Origin of the sequence: Streptomyces sp. NBC_01451, assembly GCF_036227485.1 — a bacterium.
Lineage (GTDB): Bacteria > Actinomycetota > Actinomycetes > Streptomycetales > Streptomycetaceae > Streptomyces.
In genome coordinates, this window is sequence record NZ_CP109479.1 from 7,886,999 (window position 1) to 7,907,985 (window position 20,987).

Sequence of the window (20,987 nt, forward strand, 5' to 3'; positions counted from 1 at the left end):
GCCATCTCAGACCTCCGGCAGCTGCTGAACGGGCGCGGGGTTCCCCACGCGGTCGAACGTGACACGGATCGGCTCGCCGGGGCTGGAGCCGTACCGGTGTTCGGTTGCGGCCGGGCCGACGATCACGATATCCCGGCCGAGGGCATGAGCCACCAACGAGGCGACCGTAGCGACGTAATCCCCCGACTCCGGGTGGTTCAGGAGCAGTTGGAGCTGTTGTCCGGCGGTCGGCGACAGGTCGGACACGGTCAGCTCGCCGACGGTCAGGACGGCCTGCGCCTCCATGGCCTGCGTCAACTCGATGCCCAGGGCGCGCACTTCGGAGAGCGACAGGGCGAACTCGCCGCGCGGCGGCATGACTCCGGGCGGGGCGCCGTCCGGCCCCAGCTCCGCCAACCGCGCACTCGCCCAGTCGTGCAGCCCTGCGGTGCTGTCCACGGCGGCCAGCGCCGACGGCCCGTCCACCGGCAGCGAGTTGAGCAGCGAGGCCGCGAAGGAGCCGTCCGGGGGCACGCGGTTCGGGGGGCCGATCTCGACGGGTGCCGCATCACTGGCGTCGAAGTGCGTACGGCCGTTGTAGTAGACCTCGATGGCCCTGGTCGCGTTCGCCGGGCCGACGGTGCTCGCCACCGAGCCCCGCTCGCGTCCCGGCACCCGCCGGACCACGTCGACCGTGACTCCGAGCGCGTGGGCGACCAGGGGCAGGAACACCTCGCCGCCCACGGCCTCCCAGCGGGCCTCCCAGTTGTCCACGGCGTCCATCACCTCGGCCAGTTCCTCGCTGGTGAACTGAACGGTGGTGTCCGCGTAGACGCCGGCGAGCAGGGCGCGCAGCTGGACGTCGGTCAGCTCCGCGACGCTCGGCAGCCGGTCGTGCTCCCGGAGGTAGGCGAGCATGTCCGTGGGCGCGGCGTCGGCGGCGTCGGCCAGCTCCGAGGGCAGCCCGCTGCCCGACTCGTACTGTTCGTCCAGCACTGCCCGGTAGAGGCCGCGGAGTTCGCCGTCGGTGAAGGTCTGGGGGACCGTCACCTCATTGACGCCGTAGTCGCGCACCAGGGCGTCGAGCCCCTGCCGGTCCGTCGTCGCCAGCCCGCCGACGAAGGTCCGGACGCGGCTCCGGCGGAACTGTCCGATCACCTCGTAGCTCAGACTCCCGGTCGCCGTACCCTCCTCGAGATACGTCGAGACGAGCCCCCGCATCTGCCGGATCGCCGCCTCGGCCCGCAACCTCGTCTGCCGGGATCTGCTCAGCGACGCGACGGCGCGCAGGTCCTTCCGGACGGTCGCGGGCGAACCGAGCCACTCGTACGTGGCGGGGTCCTGCCGCGCGACACCGGTGAGCCGGTTGCGGATGTGCGCCGGATCGGCCGCGAGCACCGAGTACAGCAGACACTCGCCGTTCCCCCGCGACGGCACCGCCCGCCCGCGCGCGGGCCGGGGCCCGGCGGACCTGGCCTTCGAGGAGGCGCCCATGCCGGACTTGGGGGTGCCGGTCGTGGCCTTGCCCGGCGGGACCGGGGTGGACCTGGTCGGCGCCTCGGGGGAAGCCGGCGGAGGCTTGAGCGGGGTGGTGGCCTTGCCGTTGCCGGGAGGCGGCGGCAGGACGGGGGCGGATTCGGGCGTCGGTGCCTCGGGGGAGGTGCTCTCGTTGTCGCCGGTCGGAGAGGCGACCGCCGACGTGTCCTTGTCGCCCGATGACGGGACAGGCGCCGACGTGTCCTTGTCGTGGCCCAGGGATGGCACGGGCGGCGTGGTGCCGTCGTCGTCGGACGCGGCGGGCGGCTGTGGAGCGAGAGGGGAGTCCTCGGTCCCGAGTGCGGGCGGCAGTACCGGAGGAGTGGTCCCGTCCGTCGTTGTCGTCGTGGGCGGGGTCGGGGGCAGGCCGCGGGCCGGGGTGGCCTGGGCCGCGGGGTCGGGCCAGCGGGGCGGGGTCGAGGACAGGGAGCCCGTCGGGACGTCGACCGGGAGGCCGGTGCGGGCGGTGGCCACCTGCGTGGCCAGGGCGGGGAGGTCCTGTTCCGCGCCCGTCTGGGTGCCGGCATGGGTTCGCTGGGCGTCGTTGGCTGCCGTGATCCGGGCGGCGAGGTCCTCGGCGTGCCGGAGGGCCTTCTCGCGGGCCTCCACAGCCGCGCGGCTGCGTTCGGCGGCCCCGGTCTCGGCGGCGCGGGCTACCTCGGCGTCCTGACCGGCCTTCGACTCCGTGGTCCCCAGCCCGGGCAGGGCTCGCCGCTGGGTCTCGGCGGCCTGTTTCGCCGTCCGCAGGTCGGTGTTGATCCTGTCCAGGAGTGTCAGCAGTTCGTTCCGGGACGTCAGCAAAGCGTCGAGTGCCTTCAGGGCCTCGCGGGCCCGCGCCTGGTCGGGGCGCTCCCCGTCGCCGTCGGACGGATGGTTGCGGTCGATGGTGGCGACGACCGCGTCCGCCTCCCGCACCAGCCGTCGCGCGGTGTCGATGTCCGTGTCGAGCTTGTCGCTCCGCGCCGACTCCTCGGCGGCCCGAGCGGCCAGGTGGTCGACCTCCGCCTGAAGGCGCCCGATCTCCCGCTCGGCGCTCTCCCGGGCCTCCCGTGCCGTGGTGACGGCCTGGTCGGCGGTCTTGGACGTGGCCTGCGCGGACTTCAGCGCCTCGGCGGCGAGGCGGGCCTCCTCCTCTGTCCTGGCCACTACTACGTTCTGGTGCTCCTTCTCGGCCTGCCGGAGGTCGAACTCCGTCTGGCGTGCGCTCAGTTCCTCCGCAGCCGCGGTGGTCAGCGCGGTGGCCCGGGCGTCGAACCGTGCCCAGGCGCTCGTACCCGCGTTGCCGAGTCCCGAAGGGGCACCGTCCGGACCGAAGTTCCAGAGGGTGAGGGTGCCGTCGTCGGTGCGTACGACGAGTTCGACGGGTTTGCCGGCGATCGCGGCGGCGCGGGACGCGGCGAACAGGGCCCGCCCGAGCCGCTGTCGGCCCGTGTCGGTACCGGTGTCGCCGATGGCGAGCCACAGTTGTGCCGCCGGGTCGGCGGTGTCGATCCGCTTGGCCAGCAGACCGGGCAGGGTCCGCAGCGGATGCCGTGTCCAGTCCCGCAGTTCGGGCGCCGCGACGACCGGTGGGGCCGCCGCCGCATCGTCCTGTTGGCCCTGGCCCCGGGCCTCGTCGTCCGCCGCCGCCCGAACCATCGCGGGCAGGTCGTACACCTGCGGCCGGGTACGCGGCGGAGTGATCCCGTGACCGAGGGCGTCCCGCTCCCCGATACGCACGGTGGAGGTACCGGTGACGTGCCGGACGCCCCTCGGGCCCTGGACGGTCAGATGGGTGTCGACCAGTGCCTCGTACGTCCGCGTGCCACGCGTACCGTCGCTCGGGGCGCTGGTGCTGCCGATCTTCAGCCATTCGCGTCCGCCGCCGCTGCCGCCCGCCGCGCTGCCCGTCACCTGGGGCTGGCGGACCAGGACGGGGACGGTGGCGCCGCCGAGGGACCGGTCGGGGTCGTCGGTGCTGTAGGTGCCCTGGAAGCTGATGCCGCCCGTGGGTCCGCCGCTCCGCGACGAGCCGCTGCCGACCGAGGTGACCCGCACCCGGTCGAGCGTGACGTCCGCGCCCTGGGTGACCCGGCGCGGGTTGTGCAGGCTGACGGACAGCGTGGGCGGGGTGTCGGGGGCGGACTCACCGGGGTACGCGCCCGGCATGCTCTCCGTGAGACCCCCGGTGGTTCGTGGATGGTCGAGGCCGATGTGACCTGCCTGGATGAGTTCACCGAGCCGGACGGCGGTGTTCCCGGCGGACGTCGACGTCTCCAGGGACCGCCAGCCGCGGTTCTGCGTCGGGGCGACGGTGTTCAGGGCGGTGGTCAGCTCGGTCCAGGCGTTGAAGTCGAACACCGGCGCGAGGCTCATCGGTACGAAACGGGCGCCCCGCATCACGGGCTCCGTCTCGGTGACCCCCGCCGTCAGCGGCCCCTCCACCTCCTCGGCATGGGCCGCCTCACTGCCGGTGAAGCGCAGGGTGACGGAGGCCGGCACGGTAGCCGTGCGGTACGGGCGGGCGCTCAGGGTGCGGCTGATCCAGTTCTCGGCGTCGGCGGCGGTGGCCGCGTCCGTGTCGTCGTACCAGGCGAGGACGCCGGCCTGGAGCGCGCCGCCCAGCAGGTTGGGCGGCCAGTCCGCGACGAGTTCGGAACGGACGGAGGCCGTGAAGTCGTAGTCGAGGTCGAAGTCGGCGGCGCTGTCCGTGCGGAGCCAGAACCGGTCCTCCGCCGTGGACACGGCCTTGGTGCCCCGGTTCTGGGTGCTGCCGACACTCAGCGCCGGACCTCCCCGGTCGGTACGGGTGTCCTGCGCCGGGCGCGGATATCGCGTCGTCGGGTTGACGGTGAGAGCGTGCTGCCTGGTGGTGGTCGTAGCGGTGGTGACACCGGCCGGGGTGTGCCCGTGGTACTGCTCAAGTCCCGTACCCGGCCCGGCGTTCCGGCCGCGCACGCTGCGCAGCTCGTTGACGTCGCCGCGCGGCCGGGCGGACAGGGTGACCTCCACCAGACGGGCGCCGCCCAGCGCGAGATGACGGAAGTGGAAGCGCTGGGTGCCGTGCGGGCCGCGTCCCGGCAGGGCGAGCAGACCGGCCGTGGAGGTGTAGTCGGCGATCCGGGCGGCCACTCCGGGCAGATAGGCGGAGTGGCCGGGCTGGGTGACGCCGGGCGCCTCCGCCTCGACCAGCGCGGTCAGTTCGACCCGCAGCCGGTCCCGGCGCTCGGCGGTCGCGTCGTCCGCCGGAGCTTCGGCGGTGTCCTCGTCGGCCGGGGCTTCGGGGGACTCCTCGTCGGCCGGTGCGTCGGAGGCGTCCTCGGCGGGCGGGTCGTCGGTCGCCGGGGCCGGCCCCGGCACCCCCAACTGCGTGACGGACAGCACCGAGGCGAGCCCGGGCTCCCCGGTGCGGGTGAACCGCTGGGGCAGTGGCAGCTCCTTCCGCGCGGGCTCCGGGGGAGTGAGCCCGTCGATCTTGCTGAACCACTCCTCGTACCGGCTGAGTTGACCGTCCGTCATGAGGAACTGCACGGCCTGCGGCAGGTCCACGGCGACCGTGACGGGGGGCGCGCTGCCGAGGCCGATCGTGTTGCCGACCACATTGCGGGTACCGCGCCGGACGGTGATCAGGATCGTCGCGTCGGCACCGATCCGGTGCTGCATACCGCTCTCGGTGGAGGTCCGGCTGACGGCGGTGCTGGAGCTGATCGTGCCGGATTCCTCGGTCTTGCGGGAGTACGAGTACTTCGCCGACGGCCCGAAGACCGGGGGCGGAGTCGGCGCCGGGGCCGGGGTGGTCGAGGTGGCAGGCGTCCCGGAGCCCTGGACGGCCGGAGCGGCCGGCTTCGTCTTCGGGGTTCTGGTCCCGGTGACGGCGACCCCGGTCTGGTGGGATTGGCTGACCGACTTCAGCTGGGAGGCGGAGTCGGTGGCGGAGACACCGGTCTCCAGGTACTGCTTGACGCTGTGCATGTGCCGCGCGTTGGACAGCACACCCCGGATCTCCAGCGAGTACTCCTGGTCGGAGCCCAGCCCGGGCAGGGTGATGCCCTCGACGACGTACTCGCCCTTGAATATCTGGTGGGCGCGGGCGACGAGACTGCCCGGCGCCAGCGCGGCCTGCTGCACCTCGGCGGCCACCGTGGTCGGATCGCCGGCGCTCTGCCCCGCCAGGGAGGACGCCACCGCCTGGGCCGCGCCCGTCAGCAGCTGGGGGCTGAACGCCCCGACGGCGGCTGCCAGGGCGCCCAGCCGGTCGGCCTCCGGATGGCCGGGGTACGTACCGTCGGCGATCTGCCGCAGCGCCTCCTGGAGGAGACCCGAACCGCGGAAGACGTCCACGATCGCGTCGTCCGGCAGCTTGGTGACCCCCGCCTGCGGGCTGCCTTCGGTGTCGGTCATGGCCAGCCGTGTGTGATCGTCGGTCTCCGGCGCGCGGGGGGCGGTCACCGGGGCGGGCGCGGCGGGCGTGTCGGTCGGCTCCAGGGTGCGGTGGTGGGGCACCGCGAGGGTGAGGGTGCCGCTCACCGAGCGCGGTAGCGGTCCGGGCGGCGGCGAGTCCTCGCCGGGTGGTGTGAACGGGGTGGCCACGGTGTGCTCGGCGAAGCGGACCGCGGGATCGGCGCCCGGACCTTCGTACAGGTCCAGCGCGAACCGCGCCGGTATGGCGAAGACCTCGCTGCCCTGCCCGGAACCGATGAAGAGCTGGTCGTGCCCCAGACCGGCGCCGACGGTGGCCGCGTGGCCGGTCTGCCTGCCGTACGTGTGGTCGGCGGCGCCGCCCAGGGTGCCCGAGCCCGTGGAGTACGGGCCCACCGGCCCCGAGGGGCCGCCGCCGATACCCAGCGACCAGCCGTAGCCCGACGCCTTCTGCTCGGTGCCGCCCGTGCTGAAGGAGGCCAGGGAGACATGCTGGATGTCGGGGAGGACCAGGGTGTGCCGAGTGGCGCCCGCGGCGGTGTCACGGACGGCGGTGAGGTTCAGCTTGATCCGGCGCGTGCCCGTCATGGTCGGCTGCTCCAGCCACAGGGGAGCGCCGCCGTCGACCATGGAGTCCGTCGCGGCCCGCAGCCCGATCTCGGAGCGGGCCTGCTCGAAGCGCCGCAGATTGTTCAACTGGGCCTGCACCAGAGCCTCGTCGGGCACCACCAGGTTGCGGACGGGGGCGTCCGTGGCCGGCGGCAGGAAGCCGTTGGCGCGCAGCCACACCTCGGCGTGCGCGAAGAGCTGCTCCGGGCCCTCCACGGTCAGGGCGGCGGCGGTGATGCCGACGCTTTCGAGGTTCTCCAGCTCGGCGGGCAGCGCGCGCCGTTCCTCGGCATCGGGCGGGTGCCCCTTGGCGGACTCCTGGTTGAGCAGCCGCAGGTGCATGCCGTCCCGCCAGTCCGCGAACGTGCGGGGGGTCGTGCCGCCGCCCGGCCGGACGAGGGTGACCGTGTGCCGGACGGTGGCGGGCGTCAGGAGGTGGCTCCGGTTGCTGCGCAGGGCGTGCATGACGGTGGCGGAGCCACCGCTGCCGAGGCTGTCGCTGGTCTGCCAGCGCACACCGACCTTCCCGGTGACCGAACCGGCGATCCGGCCCGAGGCGTCGGGGTGGTTCAGGGCGTGGTCCCCGGTGAGGGACGGGCCGGTGCCGAAGTCGACCCCGACGGCGTTGGTGATCTTGGCCTGGCCGTCCACCTTCACCGTCTGGGTGAGATGGCTCTCCAGGTTGATCTTCGTGTCCAGGCTCTTGTGCGTGGGCGTTCCCGGCGTGACCACCGTGGTCACCTTGAACATACCGATCGCGCGGCCCCGCGAGTCCAGGAGCACCGGCGAGAAGATGCCCCCCGACCGCTGCATGGGCAGCGTCCCGCGCAGCACGGGCTCGGACAGGAACGCCTCCAACTCCTGGGCGGAGGAAGGGCTCAGCGTCGCCAGGTCGGCGTGGAAGGCGCTCAGTACGGACTCCAGCAGCAGGTGCGGCTCCGCGACCGTGTCCACTCCCCACACCGGCAGGTCGTCCAGCGCGGCGGCCTGCGGCAACGGCGTCCCGGAGGTGTCGGCCACGGCCAGGTGCTGCGGGAACCAGATGGTGACCGGCCCATGGGCCTCCGCCATGCCCCAGCCCCCCTGGGGCATCATCCGGGGCGTGTCGACCCGGACCTCCCAGTCCGACGCGAACTCGAACGCCGTCGACAGCTCGTTGCTGCGCTGGGCGGTGGTGGTCTGCACGACCTGGGTGATCGACGTGGACTGCGACAGCTGATTGTGCGTCAGGGACACCGAGGGGCTGAACTCCCAGCCCCGCAGCGCCCCGGCCGCGGCGATCGGCAGCGACACCGACCAGGGCACCGGAACCGTACGGTAGTTGCCCGAGGACTCCGAGTCCCCCGTCTCCTGCGCGCCGACCCCGCGCCGCTCCACCCGTACGTCGGGGTCGGTGACGTCATGGGTGCCGTAACGCGGCGACGCCACCGGCTCGCTCAGGGCGAGCCGTACGTCCACGGTCCGCTCCCGGCCGTCCACGGTGACCGTGACGCGATGGCCCAGGCTGCTGCGCAGATAGGGCAGCGCGAGCACCAGCTGCTCGGCCCCGAGGCGCTCCCTCAACTGGGCGCGCACCGGGTGGTCGTCGGCGACCGGAGCGACGAACCCCAGGGCGCGCAGGACCTGTTGGTGCACCCCGTCCACCACCCGTGCGGGCAGTGGTTCGACCTGCACGAGGCCGACGTTGCCGTCGCGCCGGCTGCCGTAGTCGCGCACGAACGGCGAGGGGGGTGCGGGGGCAGGCGGGTCGGCGCCGAGGGCTGCGTCGGCGTCGGTGTCGGTGTGGGGCGCCGGGGTGGCGTCGCCGATCAGGGCGTCGATGAGGGCGAGGTGCCGGGGGCGCAGCCCGCCCTGCGTGTAGTGCTCCTCGGTGCCGGTCGCGGCGGCCTCGGTACGGACGGACTCCGGTACGGGGAACCCGTAGTCGCCCATCAAGCTGCCCTCGACCTGCGGGCGTTGGGGTGCGGTGGCGTCCCGGGACTCGTCGCGCAGGCCGAGTTGGTGGCCGATCTCGTGGGCGAAGTCCTGACCCGCTCCGTCAAGTCGCCAGGTGTGGTGGGAGGTTCGGGCACCGGAGGTCGGCGGGGCGAGGTTCACCTTCAGATGGGCCTGTCCGCCCGGGGGTACCTGGACGACCGTCACATGCATGCGGTCGCCGTTCGGGAGCCGGTGTCCGGGGGTGTTGAAGACCCGTTCGACGCCGGCCGCCATCCGGTCCCAGACGGCCTGCCGGTCGGCCTCGGGTACGGAGTCGGTGTTGGTGAACTCCACCTGGACCGTGAGGTCGGTGACCGGTTCGCCGTCGTGGGTGAAGCGGCGTACGTCGAACCCGGACCGGACGACGTACTGCGTGACCTCGCCGTCCGCGCCCCTGGGCCGGGACACCGGGTCGACCCAGGTGTGCGCGCGTCTCACGGCGGTGGCCCCGGCACGGGCCGCCTCCCACCCCGGAGGAGCCGGCGGAACGGCGTCGGGCGTCCCGGCGGTGTCCCCGGCACCCGCCGGCGCGAGCGGATCGGCGCCCTCGGGCGTCTGCGCGGCGAAGACCCGGCCGAGTGCCTGGAGAACCTGGTCGCTCTCCGGACGCAGCGCCTGCTCGTTCAACCTGCCGAAGTACGCGCCGAGTTGCGAGTCGGTCCGGCTCAGGTCGGCGATCGCCCCGGCGATGACCGCCGCCTGATCCGGAGGCGGGGCCACCGACAGCGAGGCGGACTCCGTCCTGAGGTCCGCCAGATGCCGTTCGTGGGCCTGTGCCACCACGGCCAGCAGTCCGTCCCGGTCGGCCGGGGTCAGCTCGGCCCACGTCTCCTGCAACTCCATCGCCCACTTGTAGTCGGGCTTCCCCGGGGGCGGCGGACCGAGCATGGTGTCGATCGTGGCCATGGCATCGTGGCCCGCGCCCAGGACATTGAGGATGACGGCGCGGGTCTCCGCGCCCAGGGTGTCCCTGAGGCGGACCAGCTCGTCGTATCCCAGGTACAGCGTCACTTCGCCGTCCACGGTCTCCGAACCCAGCGCGCCCAGCACACTGCGGGCGGTCTCCGCCCGCCCCGCCCGCAGCCGCGCCGGAAGGGACTCGAAGGCCATGCCCCATTCGCTCCTGGCGACGATCGCGGCGGTGACCCCCTGCAGGGTCCTGACGGCCGCCACGTCGTCCGGGGTGCTGCCCAGCGGATCGTACGGAGTGGTGTTGGTCCGCACCGAGAAGTACGGACGCCCCTGCACCTGAAGCGTGTTGCTGGTGTTCGCGCCCTCCATCACGGCGGGCAGCGAGCCCATGCGGTACACCTGCCGGAACAGGTCCTGGGTCAGGCTCCCGGCCTCGACGACGATGACCTCGCCCGGCCCGGCCTCCGCGATTCGGCGGGGCAGTTCGGGATCGTCCAGCCTCAACTGGGTGAGCCACGCGGCCCGGTGGCGGGGCGCGAAGTCGACCGTCGCGTCGCCCAGCGCCAACAGGACGGCGGGCTTGCCGAGTCGGGCGCCGTGGATGCCCTCCGCCAGGGCGCCCAGCGCCGAGGCCCGCTCCGCCGGATGGAGGTTGTGCAGACCGTACGCCGGCATCAGCTCCGTACGGTCCTCGCCGACCGCCTCTGCCACGGCGCGCAGGCCCGCCGCGCGTTCCGGGGTGGAGGACTGCCGGGTGATCATGTCGTCCAGGTCGGCACCGGTCACCCGCGGTACCGGGAACCGGTACAGGGCGTTGTCCGGGATGCCGTTCGTGTCCTGGAGGTCGGTGACCTGGGTGTCCGCGTCCGGGCCGCTGCGGGTGTAGAGATAGCGGTGGCCGCCGGTCCACGCGTACGGCTTGAGCACGACCGCCTGGTCGGAACCGGTGAAGTGCAGGAACTTCGCGGCGAGTCCGGCGTCGTCGACCAGTGCGTCGTTGGCCGCGACCAGCACCAGATGCCCTTGGCGGGGCCGGCTGGTGGCGTTGTAGGAGACGGTCGGGTCGAAGCTGTCCGTCACCCAGTCGACGCGTTCACGCATCGACCGGGAGAGCAACAGGCCGAGACGCGCCTGCACGTTCTCCGGGGCGATGACGGTGATCCGGCCCTCGTAGCCCAGCTCGCCGATCGAGTCGGCCAGCATCGTGGCTGCGGCCTGATGACCGAAGTTGGCCGCGTCGTCCACGACCAGGGTCACCCCGGGAAGATTCCCCAGCCCGGTGCGCACACGTCGGCGCAGCACCGCCTCCGAGACCGGGGCCAGGGGGTCGGCACCGTCAACGGGGGTGGCCGGGGCGGCGGTCGGGGTCGACGCGGGGGCGGGGTCGGGGTCGCCGGCCATCGCGGTGAGCAGGGCCAGATGGCGGGGCCGCAGCCCGCCCTGCGCGTAGCCGGGCTCCGGCTCGCCGCCGAGGTCGGGCACGGGAAGGTCGTACACGCCCATCAAGCTGCCCTCGACCTGCGGGCGTTGGGGTGCGGTGGCGTCCCGGGACTCGTCGCGCAGGCCGAGTTGGTGGCCGATCTCATGGGCGAAGTCGAAGGCCGTACCGTCCGTGCGCCACACGTGGTGCGAGGTGGGCCGTCCGCCCGCCGGATCGGCCAGGTCCACGGTCAGATGTGTCCGCCCGCCGGGCTTCCCCGGAACGACGGTGACATGAAGCCGCTCCCCACCGGCCAGCCGGTACCCGGGCGCGTTGAACACGTGCTCCACTCCGGCGGCCATCCGGTCCCAGACGGCCTGCCGGTCGGCCTCGGGCACGGAGTCGGTGTTGGTGAACTCCACCTGGACCGTGAGGTCGGTGACCGGTTGGCCGTCGTGGGTGAAGCGGCGTACGTCGAACCCGGACCGGACGACGTACTGCGTGACCTCGCCGTCCGCGCCCCTGGGCCGGGACACCGGGTCGACCCAGGTGTGCGACCGCTGCTCGGGGACGGCCGCGTCGCGGGCGGCGTGCCAGCCGGGGGGTGCCGCCGGTACGGGCGTCACCGGCAGGTCGGGACGTGCCGTGTCGGCCGCGGGCGCGAGCGGGTCGGCGCCCTGGGCCGTCGGTGGCGGGAAGAGCGTGCCCAGGGCCTGGAGCACCTGGTCGTGGTCCGCGCGGTGTGCCTGCTCGGTCAACCTGCCGAAATAGCCGCCGAGTCGCGAGTCCGCGCGGCCCGCGTCGGTGACCGCCGAGGCGATGCGCGCCACCTGCTCCTCGTCCGGTGCCACCGAGTACTCGGCGGACTCCTCCCGCAGCTCCGTCAGATGCCGCCCGTGGATCTCCTCCGCCACGGCGACCAGCGCGTCCCGCTGGGCCGGGGTGAGATGGACCTCGTGGCTCTCCAGCCGGACCATCCGCCGGTGCGCGGGTTCCCCCGGCCGGTCCGGCTCCAGCAGTTCCCGGGCATGGCCCAGATCCGCGTGATCCGGCCCCAGAACGCCCTCGACGATGTCCGCCGCCTGCCCGCCGAACGCCTTGCGCAGACGCTCCGCCTCGTCGGGCCCCATCCACAGCACGAAGTCCTCGGACTCGGTGTCCGGCGGCAGGGCCCTGAGCACGCTGATCGCGGTCTCCGCCCTGCCCGCCGCCTCCCACGACGGGAGATCCTCAAGAGCCTCCCCCCACGCGCTCCTGGTGACGATCGCGGCGGTGACCGCCTCCAACTCGTCGACCGCCGCGTTGTCCTCCGCTGTTCCGGCCACGGGGTCGTACGGGGTGTTGTTGGTGCGCACCGAGAAGTACGGACGCCCTTGCAGCTGAAGCGTGTTGGTGGTGTTGGCGCCCTCCACGACGGCGGGCAGCGAGCCCAACTGGTACACCTGCCGGAACAGGTCCTGGGACAGGTTCCCGGCCTCGACGATCACGACGTCGCCCGGCCCCGCCGCCGCGAGCACGCGCGGCAGTTCGGGATCGTCCAGCGCCAACTGGCTGAGCCACGGTGCGTCATGGCGGGGCGCGAAGTCGACGGTGGCGTTGCCCAGGGCCAGGACCACGGCCGGCCTGGCGAGTCGTGCCCTGTGCACGCCCTCCGCGAGGGCCGCCGGCGCCGAGGCACGCTCCGCCGGATGGAGGTTGTGCAGACCGTACGCGGGCATCAACTCCGTTCCCTGGGCGACTTCGGCCACCACGGCGCGCAGGCCCGCCGCGCGTTCCGGGGTGGAGGACTGCCGGGTGATCATGTCGTCCAGGTCGGCACCGGTCACTCGCGGTACCGGGAACCGGTACAGGGCGTTGTCCGGGATGCCGTTCGTGTCCTGGAGGTCGGTGATTCGGGTGTCCGCGTCCGGGCCGCTGCGGGTGTAGAGATAGCGGTGGCCGCCGTTCCACGCGTACGGCCGCAGCACGACCGCCCGGTCCGCGCCGGCGAAGTTCAGGAAGTTCGCGGCCAGTTCCTCGTCGTCGACCAGCGCGTCGTTGGCGGCGACCAGCAGCAGATGGCCGGCTCGCTCCCGGCTGTCGCCGTTGTAGGCGGTGCTGGGGTCGAAGGAGTCCGACACCCAGTCGACGCGCGCACGCATCGGCGCGGAGAGCAGCAGATCGAGCCGCTCCCGCACGTTGTCCGGCGCGATCACGGTGACGCGGCCCTCGTACCCCAGCTCGGTGAGGGAGTCGATCATCATCGTGGCCGCCGCCTGGTGCCCGAAGTTCGCCGCGATGTCCACGACCACGGTCACCCCGGGCAGCTCCGCGAGACCGTCCCGCACCCGCCGGCGCAGTGCCGCCTCGGCTGCCGCGGTGGCCGGGGCGAGGGGATCGGCGCCGACCGCGACGGCGGAGGGTGCGGGTGCCGCGGTGGTGGCGCGGGACTGGGTGATGGCCTGTTGGGCGTCCCGGTCCGCGTCGCGCAGCCCGGGGAGGCTTGTCTCCGCCGCCTGGAGGGACGCCTGCGCGAGGGCGAGATCGTTCCGGACGGTCTGGAGCGCGGCCTGGCGCGTGGACCTCTCGGTGCGCAGGTCGGCGAGGGACTGGCCGGCCTCTCTCGCCCGGGCCTGGTCCGGGCGCTCCTGGGCGGGGGCCGCCGGAGCGGCCTGGCCCTGGCGGGCCGAGCGGACCCGGTCGATCCCGGCGACGACCGACCGGGTGCGGCGTACGTTGCTCTCCGCCTCGGGGATGCGCCGGCCGAGGGTGAGGATGCGCGCGGTGTGCTCGGCGGCCTGGGCGTTCAGGCGGGTGATGTCGGCGTTGAGCCGCGTGATGTCGTCCTGGGCCTGCGCCAGGGCGGCGCGGGCGTCGGCGGCGGCGATCTCCTGTGCGGTGGCGGGCAGTTCGGTGGCGGTCTGTTCAGGTGTGGGCTGGTCGGGCGTGGGCGGTTCGGCGGCGGGTTGATCTGTGACGGTGTCACCCGGGCCGGAACTGCTCCAGAGGGACATGGGATCGAAGTCCTCGAAGTCCCCGAGATCCCCGAGGTTCCCGAACTCGGATTCGTCGTCTCCGTCTCCGACCACCTCTCCGTCCCCGTGTCCGTCCTGATCTCCGCCTCCGTCTCCGCTTCCGTCTTCGGCGGAGGTCGGCGCGGGGGGCCGGGCCGTGGCCGAAGTGCTCGCCCCGGGCTGGTCGTTCGTGGCCGGGGCAGCGGTGGCCGGGGCCGGGTTCGTGGACGACGTCCTGACGGCCGGCGGCGTGGAGGAGTCCGCCAGGGTGCTGCTGCCGGAGGCGTCGGCACCCGCCGCGCCCGGGAACACCCGGCCCAACGCCTGGAGGACCTGGTCGTTGGCCGGATGGCGAGCCTGGTCCGCCAACCGGCCGAAGTATCCGCCGAGTCGGGAGTCGGCCCGGGCGGAGTCGGCCACCGCCGCCGAGATCACTTCCGCATCCGCCTGTGCCGGGGCGACCGAGAGCTCGGCTGACTGCCCCTGGAGCTCCTGGAGATACTGCTTCCTGCGCTCCTCCACCAGCGTGCGGAACTCGTCCCGCTGGGCGGGGGTGATGGGGAGCCAGCGCTCCGACAGCTCCATCAGCCACAGCTCTTTGCGCATTCCGAGGGGAGTGGGACCCAGCATCTCCTCGATCGACGCGAGCGTTTCGGCGTTCGGTTGCATGACGCCCGCCACGGTCTCGATCGACTGGAGACCGAAGACGTCCTCCAGCCGCTGCAGATCGTTGAACCCGATCAGCAGCACCTCGTCGTCACCCTGGGCCTCGGTGTCCACGGGAAGGTCGGCCAGCACGCTCAGCGCCGTCTCCGTCTGCCTGACCCCCTCCGACGCGGGAAGGCTGCCGAACTCCCTTCCCCACTGGCTCCCGGCCACGATCGCCGCTGTCACCGCCTGCAACGAGGTGACCGCCGCGTTGTCCTCCGTTGTTCCGGCCACGGGGTCGTACGGGGTGTTGTTGGTGCGCACCGAGAAGTACGGACGCCCTTGCAGCTGAAGCGTGTTGGTGGTGTTGGCGCCCTCCACGACGGCGGGCAGCGAGCCCATCTGGTACAGCTGCCGGAAAAGGTCCTGGGACAGGGTCCCCGCCTCGACGACGATCACCTCGCCGGGCTGCGCCGCGGCGATGCGCCCCGGCAACTCCGGGCTTCCCAGCTCGATCTGGGTGAACCACGGAGCGCTGTACCTCGGCGCGTAGTCCACCGTCGCGTTGCCCAGGGCAAGGACGACGGCGGGTTTGTCGAGTCCCGCTCCGTGGACGCCCTCCGCCAGCGCGGCGAGAGCCGAGGCCCGCTCCGAGACGTCCAGGTTGTGCAGCCCGTACGCGGGCATCAGCTCCATGCTGTCGTCCCCGACGGCGCGCACCAGGGCCGTCAGGCCCGCTTCCCGGTCCGGCGAGAGCTCCGCGGCCGTGATCAGTTCGGCCAGCGCCGTACCGGTCACCGGCGCGACCTCGAACCGGTACAGGGCGCTCGGCGAGATACCGGCCCCGTCTTCGAGGTCCGTGACCGTGGCGTCCGCGTCCGCGTCGGCACGGGTGTAGAGGTAGCGGTGGCCGCCCGCCCAGGCGTACGGCCGGAGCACCACCGCCTGGTCAGAGCCGGTGAAGTGCAGGAACTGGGCGGCGAGTTCGCTGTTGCCCACCAGCGCGTCGTTGGCCGCGACCAGCACCAGGTGGCCGTCGCGGGGCCGGCTGGTGGCGTTGTGGGCGACGGCCGGGTCGAAGGAGTCGGTCACCCAGTCGACCTGGTCGCTCGCCGAGCGGGACAGCAGCTTCTTGAGCCGCTCCTGTACGTTCTGCGGCGCGATGACGGTGATCCGGCCCTCGTAGCCCAGCTCACCGAGCGACTCGATCATCATCGTGGCGGCGGCCTGGTGCCCGAAGTTGGCCGCGTCCTCCACGGCCACCGTCACCCCTGGCAGGCTCCTGAGCCCGTCCCGCACCCGCCCCCGGAGGGCCGCCTCTTCGGCGGTCGGGGCGGGCCCGCCGCGCGTGTCGCCGATCTCGGAGAGCAGCGCGGGCCGCTCGTCGGCGGGTGCGTCCAGCAGCCGGTGCCACAGCGTGTGTTCCGGGACGCTCGACGCCGTCCGCGTGGGCGCGAGCGGGTCGGCGCCCGGAACCGGGCCCGGCGCGGCGGGAACGTACGGAGGGGTGTCGGTGTCCCCGATCAGGCCGTCGATGAGGGCGAGGTGGCGGGGGCGCAGGCCACCGTGGGCGTAGTGCCGGCCGGCGTTGGTCGCGGCGGCTTCGGTGCGGACGGACTCCGGTACGGGACGCCCGTAGTCGCCCATGAGACTGCCCTCGACCCGCGGGCGACCGGGCGCCGTCGCGTCCCGGTACTCGTCGCGCAGCCCCAGCTGGTGGCCGATCTCGTGCACGAAGTCCTGGTCCGAGCCGTCCGTGCGCCACACGTGATGGGACATGGCGCGGCCGTCGTCCGGACCGGCCAGCTCCACCCGCAGATGCGCCTGCCCGCCCGGCGCCACCGGTACGACGGTGACATGGACGCGGTCGCCGTTCGGGAGCCGGTGTCCGGGGGTGTTGAAGACCCGTTCGACGCCGGCCGTCATCCGGTCCCAGACCGTCTGCCGGTCGGCCTCGGGTACGGAGTCGGTGTTGGTGAACTCCACCTGGACCGTGAGGTCGGTGACCGGTTGGCCGTCGTGGGTGAAGCGGCGTACGTCGAACCCGGACCGGACGACGTACTGCGTGACCTCGCCGTCCGCGCCCCTCGGCCGGGACACCGGGTCGACCCAGGTGTGCGAGCGCGCCAGAGGCGTGGCCTCGGCACGCGCCGCGTCCCATCCCGAGGACGCCGTCGTGGGCGTCGTCGTCGTGGGCGTCGACGGCCTGTCGTCGTCGATGGTCGGGTCGTAGACGCCGGGCGGGAGCACTGCGGTCGGCAGGATGCGGTTCAGGGCGGTCGACTGGGCGTTCAGCTCGACCGAGGGCAGGTGCAGCAGCTGGGAGAGACCGGGGTAGTGGGGCGGCAGGACGGGGCCGTCCGCGGGGTGAGTGGTGGCCGGGGGCGAGACGTGCCAGTCGGAGTGCGCCTTGCCGGCCACGACGACGTAGCCGTCATTGCGGCCGACCCGGTCGCGCTGCACGGTGAGGGCCGCGTACGCGTTGAACTTCACCGCCCGCTCGTGGTGCCCCCAGTCGCCCGTCATCGACGAGGCGGCGGGGACGCCGTCCAGGGCGACGACCCGCACTCCGTGCGTACGGGCGTGTTCCAGGGTGTCCAGCAGCCCGAAGCCGGCCTGCGAGTGGTGCGAGGAGTCGTACAGCGTGGCCATTCTGCGCAGTTCGACGGGCATCGCCGTGCCGGGCGGAGCCTGGAAATAGGTGTCGAGCGAGCGCTGGAAGCTGTCGCCGCGCAGCGCCTCCACGTAGAGCGTCCCCACGCCCTGCGCCCGCAGCGCGGCCATGTTGTTGATCAGGAACGGCCAGCTGGTCGAGGTGCTGTGCTGCTCCCCGAGAATCAGACCCGGGTGGGTGTTCAGCAGAGCTGTGGCGCCGCCGAGGGCACCCGTCGCGCCCTGAAGGGCGGTGTCCACCTGGCCGAGTTCCGTCGGCGTCAGCGAGGCGGGCCGGTTGTCCAGCTGCCGGGTGATCTCGGCGGCCATGGCCTGCGTCCGGGCCTCCTGCCCGCGCCAGAAACCGGCCGTACGGTGGTCGAGCTGTCCCACCCTCTTCCACCACTCGGTGTTGGTGAGCTGCTGCAGTTCCGGGTGCTCCTGGTTGATGGAGTCCCTGATCTCGGACCCGAGCGTGTACCGGGTCCCATTTGCCAAATTGGCGAAGGTCGCCGGGTCCCAGTCGGTTTTGAACGTGGTCCTGTCCGCGTTCATCCGGACACCGGGCACCGCCCCGGTCGCGTTCATCGCGCCGGCGACCGCGGTCAGCCGATCGGTCTCCGCCCGGCTGGGCTTCATCCAGCGGAACGTCTTGGACACGGCGTTCCGCCGGGGCGGATAGACGAGCGAGGGCCCGGCAGGGCTCGCCAGCAGATCCTGCGGCGGCTGGGCCTGGCCGAGACGGAAGCCGAAGACCCCGCCGCGCAGCCGTGGCCGCTCGATGAGGTCCGCCTCGTCGACCTCCGACGAGGGGGCGTCGACCTCCAGCACCGTCATCTGGTTGATCACATCGGTGACCCAGGACCGTGCGTCGTGCAGCCGTCCCTCCGCCTCGGCCAGCTCACGGCCGTGCGAGGTGCTTTCCCCCGAGGCCCGCCGCGACTCGGCCTCCTCGAAGGCCGCCTCCGCCTGCCTCAGCGCGGTCAGCGCCGAACCGTAGTCGGCCAGCACCTGCTCCGCGTCGTATTCCGCCAGCTCCCGCCGGTACGCGTCGGGGGAGTCCGCCGGGTACTCCACCGGAGCGTCGTCGTCCACGGGATCGGCCGGGGCTGTCCGGCCCTTGCCCTTGTCCACGGCCGGCGCCTGCACGGCGTCGCCGTCGGCCTCGTCCGCCTCCGACGACGGCACGGGCGGCGACACGGACGAGGCCGCGGCCGGAGGCGGTCCGGTCAGCGCGTCGTACGGCGCCTGCGACGTGGCCGTGACCCGGACGGGGGCCGGCGGGTCGGCGCCCTGACCGACCTGGGAATCCGGGGCCACGGCCGGTGAGCCGGATTCGGTGGTGATGCGTGACGGGGCATCGTTGTCGTCGTCCGTGGTCGACTCCGGGGCGACGGCCGGTGGGCCGGACTCCGTGGTGATGCGCGACGGTACGTCGGTGTCGGCGGCCGGTGTGCCGACCGTACGGACGGACTCCGGCCCGGGGACGGTCTCCTGGTCCTGGTCCTGGTTCGGGCCCTGGCCGAGGCCCAGGCGGTCGCCGATCCGCTGGACGAGGTCCTGTTCCGAGTCCGCCTTGAGGTGCGCGCGTCCACCGGGCGGTACGGGGACGACGGTGACCTGGACCCGGTCGCCGTTGGGGAGCCGGTGGCCCGGAGCGGCGTTGAAGACACCCTCCACACCGGCGGCCATCCGGTCCCACGCCGCCTGCCGGTCCGCCTCCGGCAGGGTGTCGGCACCGGTGAACTCCACCTCGACCGTCACATCGGCGACGGTGTCGCCCCCGTCGGAGGTGGACCGGCGTACATCGAAGCCCGACGCGTCGGTGCCGGCACCCGACTCCGCCGGGCCGGCACCGCGCTGCGACGGCTGCGGTCCGGACCCCGACGCGGCAGGCTGCTGCGAGCCGTGGGCGGAGGAAGAGGCAGGGCCGGAAGCGGAGTTGGAGGCAGTGGCAGGGGCCGGGGTACTGGCGGTCGGCACCGGAGTGGCCGCGACGGGCCCCCCGACGGAGGCGGCATCGGAGTCGGTGCTGGTGCTGGCGCTGGCGCCGGAGGCGGTGCCGGAGTCCAGCCCGGACCCGATCCCCGACCCGGACCCGATCCCCGACCCGGACCCGATCCCCGACCCGGACCCGATCCCCGACCCGGCCACGGAGTTGATGTCGGCCCCGGACACGGTGTTGACGCCGGTGTCGGCCTCGGCCGTGTCCTCCGCCCCCTCCTGCGTGCCGTCCTCGGCCGACGTCGTACGGGCAGGCTCCGGCGCCCCGCTCCCCGTGTGCGCCGAACCCGTGGTCGGTACGGAACCGGAGGCCGGGGTGTCCGACCCGCCGCCCTGGGTCCGGTCGGCAGGGTCCCCGACGCCGTTCGTGTCCTGGGAGCCCGTGGCACCGGGCTCGGCGGACTCCGTGGTGGAGTCGGCGGAACCGTCGGCCTCCTGGCCGGTGTCCTTCTGGTCCGTGTCCGTGCCGTTGCCGGACTGGTTGCCCCGACTCCCGCCCGGGGACGCCGAGTTGCTCCCCGAGTTGTTGCCCGACGAGGACGCGCCGCTGCCTCCCGCGGCCGGCGTACCCGCGCCACCGGAGGACGTGGTGGACACCGTCCCCACCCCGCCGAGGGCCCCGACGCCCCCGATACCACCCGTTCCCAGGTCCACGGACCCGGTGTCGCTCCCGTTCCCGGTCCCGTTCCCGGTCCCGGCCCCGGTCCCGATGCCCCTCGTCGCACCGCTCCCGGAGTCGGAGGCGCTGCCGCTCCCCTTGCCGCCCTTGCCCGTCCCGCTGCCGGTGCCCTCGTCCCCGGTGACCGGCAGTACGTTCACACTGCTGAAGTCGAAGTTGGAGCCGAACTTGCCGGCGAGCGACGACGCCCCGGAGAACAGCGCCGAGGTGACCACGGAGCTGAGGCCCGCGCCGACGAAGGTCTCCCAACTCCCTTCCCACTTGCCGTTGAAGATCCCGTTGACGAAGATCTCCGCGACCGCCTCCGCACCGCCGGCCACCACGAACTCGTTCGCGCCGTCGCCGACACCCCGGCCGAACCTGTCGCCCGGGGACAACTTCGGCGGATCATTGAACTTCGAGGTGATGTCGTCGGTGATGTTCTTGGTGTTCGACTTGGTGAAGGGGTTGGTACCAGGGCCGTCCAGCCAGTTCTTGATGTTCTTGCCGAGGTTCTTGGTGATCGAGTCGAACGCCCCGTGGAACATGCCGGTGAAGGCGCCGAAGACACCGTCCTGGAGGATCTGGTTCCAGTCGAAGCCGTCCGGACGGCGGCCCTCCGGGGCCATCGTCATCATCGCGAGCCGGACCACGAACGTCTGGAACGCCTCGTCGAACGCCTCCGACAGGCTCGGCATCACATGGGTGCGCTTGAGCAGTTGGTCCAGAGTGGCCAGGATCGAGACACGGCTGCGGGCCTTGGCCGTGGCGATCTGGCTGGCCGACGTACCGCCGGAGAAGAAGGACAGCGCCGTGATGATCGCCAACTCGATGAGCAGCCGCACCAGTTCGGCGATGATCTGCCACTTCGACTCCATGATGTCCATGGAGGTCTTGACCCGGCCGTCGCCGACGTCGTCCAACTGCTTGGCGAACTCCCGCAGATAGTTCGTACCGCCGTTGTCCACGAACAGCCGCATGGCCCGCACGTACTGCTGCCCGACCTGGGGCGGCAGCGCGGTGCCGACGCCCCTGACGGACTCCTCGATCAGGTCGGAGAGGCCTCGGACGTTCTTGCCGAGCCGTTTGTACGGCTTGTGGCTGGCGTACGCGAGGTCCTCGTCCGCCTGGAGCATCTTCTCGCCGATGAGCACGAAGAGCAGGTTGTTGAGCTCGGGCGAGACCATGATGCTCATGGCAG

General features: G+C 72.9%; 1 protein-coding gene. It reads right to left on the bottom strand.

The window, feature by feature from the left end; translation table 11 throughout:
* Positions 1 to 6 precede the first annotated feature (6 nt).
* Positions 7 to 20,982: a hypothetical protein gene (locus tag OG595_RS34750; protein ID WP_329279045.1), complete on the bottom strand. Its 20,976-nt coding sequence runs from the start codon at positions 20,980 to 20,982 to the stop codon at positions 7 to 9.
* Between the last annotated feature and the right edge of the window lie 5 nt (positions 20,983 to 20,987).